A 5,966-nucleotide genomic window follows, 5' to 3' on the forward strand; every position below is an offset into this window, starting at 1 on the left:
ACGCACTAAGCCGAATGCTTACTATGCGGTGTACGAACGGGATATATGCGGTGTACGAACGGGATATATGCGGTGCAAATACGGGATATATGCGGTAGAAATGGGGTAAAAGAAAACGGGAACTATCTATAAAACAGATAGTTCCCGTCTTCTTTATGTCTAAATAAGAATCTTTATTTAGTTCCTGCGTAAGTTACTGTTACGTCTCCGGCAGGTAGCGGAGCCGTTGCTATACTAATAGTAGCATTCAATGTCGTACCATCTGAATCTCCATCAACTTCAACCGGGAAATTTCCCAATGGAGGAACTGAAACAGAGGCACTACCACTAATATCCATTTTGTCACCATCCAGTACTGCATCGCATTCCACTTCGATATTTCCAAGAGACATCCCACTAAACCCGAAGTTTTTCAACTCAAGCTTCACTTTGCTATCGCTGACTTTCGTCAAATACATAGAAGTACCGGGCGTAGGTTCTCCTAATCCTACAACTGTCAATGTACCGCTATAAGTACCTGCAATGTCATTTACAGTCAGAACTTTTTCATCATCATCACCACACGCTGCAAACAGGCACACTGTGCACACTACAGCAAACAAATAAAAAATGCTTTTCTTCATTGTCAAGCGTATTAAAATTTATAAATTAAAGAGTATCTTAGCAGCATTGTGAATAAACCCACTGAACAGATTAACGCAAACAAATAAAATAAATTCGTCTTCATAATTTTGTTATTTAGCTAATAATTAAGCCTACTACAAAAAGCAGTCATGTTCTTTTATTAATGCAAAACTTTCGATTATGCAAAATAACAGCTTTTGAGCCAAGCGCAAAAGGTCTGTTTGGCTTAATTCAGGTCTATTTCACTTAATTTATCTTCCTTTTTTTAACTTAAATCACCAAATATGAAGCAACATATAGCTTTTTATCCTATTAGCAACACAACGCTTGTAACATTTGTTTTGCAACAAGAAAAAACATCCTGCACAAGTAGGCAGACTGTTAATCCAAACATAAAACCTCTTATTCCATAAAAAAACAATATTTCTGCCCTTTCATGAGAGAAAATCAATAACTATTTGTTATCTTTATGCACCTAAAGGTTTATTGCAAAAGGATTTTGCATGTATTAGCCTTATACTTAAACTATTAAAGCAAAAGATTATGTTCAACTCATTCGGAAACATTTTTCGCCTTACCAGTTTTGGAGAGTCACATGGTAAAGGCATTGGAGGCGTTATTGACGGATTTCCGGCAGGTATCCGCATTGACATGGATTTCGTGCAAGCGGAGTTAAACCGTCGCCGCCCCGGACAATCTCTTATTACTACAGCGCGTAGAGAGGCTGACAAAGTAGAGTTCTTCTCCGGTATTTTTGAAGGAATATCTACCGGTTGCCCTATCGGGTTTATTGTATGGAATGAAAATCAACATTCCAACGACTACGACAACATGAAAGAAGTGTATCGTCCATCGCACGCGGACTATACTTATAAGGTGAAATACGGTATCCGCGACCACCGGGGAGGCGGACGTTCGTCGGCACGCGAAACAATCTCGCGCGTAGTAGCCGGTGCACTTGCCAAACTGGCAATCCGGCAATTGGGAATCCACATCACAGCATACACCTCGCAGGTAGGGCCTATCCGGTTGGAAGAAAACTATACAGCTTACGACCTTGACTTAATCGAAACAAACCCCGTACGCTGTCCTGACCCTGAGAAAGCGAAGGAAATGGAAGAATATATATTGAAAATCAAAGAAGAAGGCGATACGATTGGCGGCGTAGTGACTTGTGTCATTAAAGGATGTCCCATCGGATTAGGTCAACCCGTATTCGGCAAATTGCAGGCTGCACTTGCTTCCGGTATGCTTAGCATCAACGCAGCCAAAGCATTTGAATACGGCGACGGATTCAAAGGATTGAAACAAAAAGGTTCGGAACAGAATGATGTATTCTTCAATAATTGCGGACGAATTGAAACGAAAACCAATCATTCCGGTGGTATTCAGGGCGGTATAAGTAACGGACAGGATATCTTCTTCCGCGTTGCTTTCAAACCGGTAGCTACCGTATTAATGGAACAGTATACTGTCAATATCGACGGCATTGACACAACATTGAAAGCCCGCGGACGCCACGACCCCTGTGTCCTGCCGCGCGCAGTCCCCATCGTGGAGGCAATGGCTGCCATGACTATACTCGATCTTTATCTGATTGACCGTACTACACAATTATAGAAAACAATGAGGGTGTGGCATAATGAAGCGCACCCTCATCATCAACTACTATATATTATGAATGAAATACAGAAATACATCGCCGCGAACGAACCCAAAATGTTAGAAGACCTGTTCAGCCTTATCCGCATACCAAGTATCAGTGCCAAACCGGAACATCATGATGATATGCTGGCCTGTGCCGGACGATGGGCGCAACTTCTACTTGAGGCAGGCGCGGACGAAGCATTGGTAATGCCGTCAAAAGGCAACCCTGTTGTTTTTGGACAAAAGACAGTAGACCCGAACGCCAAGACGGTATTAATATATGCACACTACGACGTTATGCCCGCCGAACCGCTGGAACTGTGGAAAAGCGAACCTTTCAATCCCGAAATACGTGACGGACACATTTGGGCGCGTGGCGCGGACGATGACAAAGGTCAAGCGTTTATCCAGGTGAAGGCATTCGAATACCTGGAAAAACACGGCATGTTGAAAAACAATATCAAATTCATCTTTGAAGGAGAAGAAGAAATAGGTTCGCCCAGTTTGGAAGCCTTCTGCGAGGAACATAAGGAACTATTGAAAGCGGATGTGATACTGGTATCGGATACCAGCATGTTGGGAGCCGACTTGCCTTCACTAACCACAGGATTGCGCGGACTGGCCTACTGGGAAATAGAAGTAACCGGGCCTAACCGTGACCTGCATTCAGGACACTTCGGAGGCGCTGTCGCCAATCCCATCAATGTGCTATGCAGTATGATTGCCCAAGTGACGGATGCCAACGGGCGCATTACAGTACCGGGTTTCTATGATGATGTGGAAGAAGTTCCGCAAGCAGAGCGCGACATGATAGCTCATATTCCTTTCAATGAAGAAAAGTATAAAGCCGCTATCGATGTAAAGGAATTATTCGGCGAAAAAGGTTACAGTACGTTGGAACGTAACAGTTGCCGCCCGTCATTCGACGTTTGCGGCATTTGGGGCGGATATACGGGCGAAGGTTCCAAGACGGTTCTCCCTTCTAAAGCCACAGCCAAAGTATCCTGCCGACTGGTTCCTCATCAGGATCATCATAAAATTTCGCAAATGTTCGCAGATTATATCATGAGCATTGCTCCGGATACGGTGAAAGTGAAAGTTACACCCATGCATGGCGGACAAGGATATGTATGCCCCATCACTCTCCCCGCTTATCAAGCCGCGGAGAAAGGTTTTGAAAAGGCATTCGGGAAGAAACCGCTTGCCGTACGCCGGGGCGGAAGTATCCCTATCATCTCTACTTTCGAACAAGTATTAGGTATCAAAACCGTACTCATGGGGTTTGGACTGGAATCAAATGCCATCCATTCTCCGAATGAAAACCTTCCGCTGGATATATTCAGAAAAGGCATTGAGGCGGTGGTAGAATTTCATTTAGCGCATAGCGCTAAATGAAATTTGAATTTTGAATTGAATTATGAATTATGAATGGCTATGCAGCCCGATTGCGCAGCCATTCATAATTCATAATTCATAATTCATAATTCAAACGCACCACCCTAAACTCCGTCCTGCGATTAATCGCATTACAAATCTCCTGCTGTTCCGGTGGGAGATTCTTTATGAACTCTTCCGTCAACACATCACTTTCTTTCAGGAAAGGGGCGGTTTTAACTGTAAATTTAGTTGCGGTTTTGGGTTGTTGTTCGCCATATCCTTTAGGCGTGAGACGTTCCGGTTCAATACCACCTTTAATAAGGTAACGTACTACGGACTCTGCCCGGCGTTGCGAAAGCCGGAGGTTATAGTCATCGTTTCCTTTGTAATCGCAATGTGCGGACAGTTCGATTGTAACATTCGGATTATTATTCAGCAATTGAATCAATTCATCCAAAGCAACAGTGGACTCGGAGGTCAAGTCGGCCTTATTGAATTCATAAAAGATGTTCTCTATCAATACAGGGCGGGTGATGGAAGCTAACGGAAATTCCAGTTCATAACGGCGGTCTTCATGAACACTGTCCGTCGCCAATTCTTCTTTATCATTCAGATAGCCACGGCAGGAAGCAAGCAGGACATACCGGTGTCCCGGCTTCAATTCCTGCGTAAAAGTACCATCTTTCTTTACGTTTATCTTCAGATAAGTGCCGTCGTCGCCAGCCAAAGTAACGAGTGCATCCGATAAAACATCTCCTTCCTTATCGTAAACCAAGCCTTTCAGAATATGATGCGCTTCGGGCAACTCGAAGCTGAAAATATGGTCCCAGCCACGGGCATCGCCACGGTTGGAAGAGAAGAAACCCCGGTTAGGCGCTCCCGGTTCAAACGTCATGCCGAAATCATCGCCTTGCGAATTTACGGGAGACTGCAAATTCTCGACACGCCAACGCCTGGTAGAGGCGTTGAATGCTGCACGGAAAATATCCAGTCCGCCCATGCCGGGGTGGGCATTGGAGGAGAAGTAGAGGGTACCGTCCGGCGCAAAGGCAGGAAACATTTCATCGCCGGGGGTATTGATATCCGGGCCTAAATTATCGACATACCCGAAGCCGTCGCGGGTGATGTTGATGCGCCACAAGTCCAGTCCTCCCTGTCCGCCGGGCATGTCGGACACGAAATAGAGGTAATCGCCGGCAGGAGAGATAGCGGGGTGGGCAACGGAAGAAAGGGTATCATTTAAGATTGCGCACTTCTGAGGAGCGCCCCACTCTGCTCCGGAACGTTGGGAAACATATATCTCGGCGTAGACCGGCGCTTCAGGGTGGGTACGGCAGCGGGTGAAGTACATTGTCTTGCCATCGGCGGAGAAGGAACAGGCGCCTTCTTCAAATTCACTGTTTACTTCGGAAGCAAGAGGCTCTGGTTTCTGCCATTGTTTCTTTTCATTCCGTTTGGAATAGAATATGTCTGCGCTTTTCATTCCGGTGATAGCATTCAGGTCGGTGCCTTTTGCTTCGTTGCGGGTGGAGGTGAAATACAGGATGTCCGCATCAGTGCCCGCATACATGGGGGAGTAATCGCTGCGACGGGAAACTAAAACCGGGACGCGCTTCACGATGTGACGGGTAGGATGTTTCTTCCATTCCTGGGCCAAACGGCTGGAAATAAGACCGGTATGCGCCAAAGAGTCTTTACGGTCTTTCTTATCGGAGGGTTTCTGCGAAGAAGGAAGAGGCTGTGAAGAAGGTGAATTTTGTGAAGAAGGAAGAGGCTGCGAAGAAGGTGAATTCTGTGAAGAAGAAAGAGTCTGTGAAGAAGAAAGGTTTTGTAAAGAAGAAAGATTCCGGGCATAAGCAAGGTAATTTTCATAATAAGGGATAGCGGCGGCATATTCACCATTCTTCCGGAGCATCTCTGCCAGATAGAAATGGGAAATGGTGTCGGGATAACGGTATCGGATGGCGTTCATATAGGCAGCTTTGGCCTTTAGCGTATAGTTGATACGGCGATAGCAATCGCCTTGTTTATAGGCAAGGAGTCCACGCTGCTGACGGTCTTTGGGCGAAGTCCGGGTATAGGCTTTCTTATAATGATTGGCGGCATCAAAATACTCTCCGCGGGCATAACTCTGTTCTGCTTGGCGTAGTATTCTCCCTGTTCCACAAGAAGTGAGGAATAAACTTGCACTGAGAAGAATGAATAAAAGTTGCCTATATGTTATCATATAAAGTATGAGTTCTATTTAAATGAGAATTTAGCGGTGGGAATGGGTACGCGGACGACGCGGGTTAAGCGGATGAACGCGGACGAGCGCG

Annotated in this window: 4 protein-coding genes; 2 read left to right on the forward strand and 2 right to left on the reverse strand. The window is 45.6% G+C overall.

The window, feature by feature from the left end; all coding sequences use genetic code 11:
- Positions 1-173: 173 nt before the first annotated feature.
- Positions 174-623: a calycin-like domain-containing protein gene (locus B2Z67_RS11925; protein ID WP_291530057.1), complete on the reverse strand. Its 450-nt coding sequence runs from the start codon at positions 621-623 to the stop codon at positions 174-176.
- A 544-nt stretch (positions 624-1,167) separates the two neighbouring features.
- Here B2Z67_RS11925 and aroC point away from each other — a divergent pair.
- Both aroC and B2Z67_RS11935 read left to right on the forward strand, forming a co-directional pair.
- Positions 1,168-2,244, forward strand: coding sequence for a chorismate synthase (aroC, locus tag B2Z67_RS11930; RefSeq protein ID WP_291530058.1), 1,077 nt, complete (start codon positions 1,168-1,170; stop codon positions 2,242-2,244).
- Between the two features lie 57 nt (positions 2,245-2,301).
- Entirely contained in the window at positions 2,302-3,666 is a 1,365-nt protein-coding gene (locus tag B2Z67_RS11935) for a dipeptidase (RefSeq protein WP_291530059.1), read from the forward strand.
- Positions 3,667-3,742: 76 nt separating this feature from the next.
- Here B2Z67_RS11935 and B2Z67_RS11940 read toward each other — a convergent pair whose 3' ends face one another.
- On the reverse strand, positions 3,743-5,875 hold the full coding sequence (locus B2Z67_RS11940; protein WP_291530060.1) for an OmpA family protein: 2,133 nt from the start codon (positions 5,873-5,875) through the stop codon (positions 3,743-3,745).
- Positions 5,876-5,966: the final 91 nt, after the last annotated feature.

The organism is Bacteroides sp. UBA939, assembly GCF_002293435.1.
GTDB lineage: Bacteria > Bacteroidota > Bacteroidia > Bacteroidales > Bacteroidaceae > Bacteroides.

Bases quoted from the DNA above. Each gene is read 5' to 3' on its own strand.
- B2Z67_RS11925 (WP_291530057.1), bottom strand. From the start codon at position 623: ATGAAGAAAAGCATTTTTTATTTGTTTGCTGTAGTGTGCACAGTGTGC.
- B2Z67_RS11940 (WP_291530060.1), bottom strand. From the start codon at position 5,875: ATGATAACATATAGGCAACTTTTATTCATTCTTCTCAGTGCAAGTTTA.
- aroC (WP_291530058.1), top strand. From the start codon at position 1,168: ATGTTCAACTCATTCGGAAACATTTTTCGCCTTACCAGTTTTGGAGAG.
- B2Z67_RS11935 (WP_291530059.1), top strand. From the start codon at position 2,302: ATGAATGAAATACAGAAATACATCGCCGCGAACGAACCCAAAATGTTA.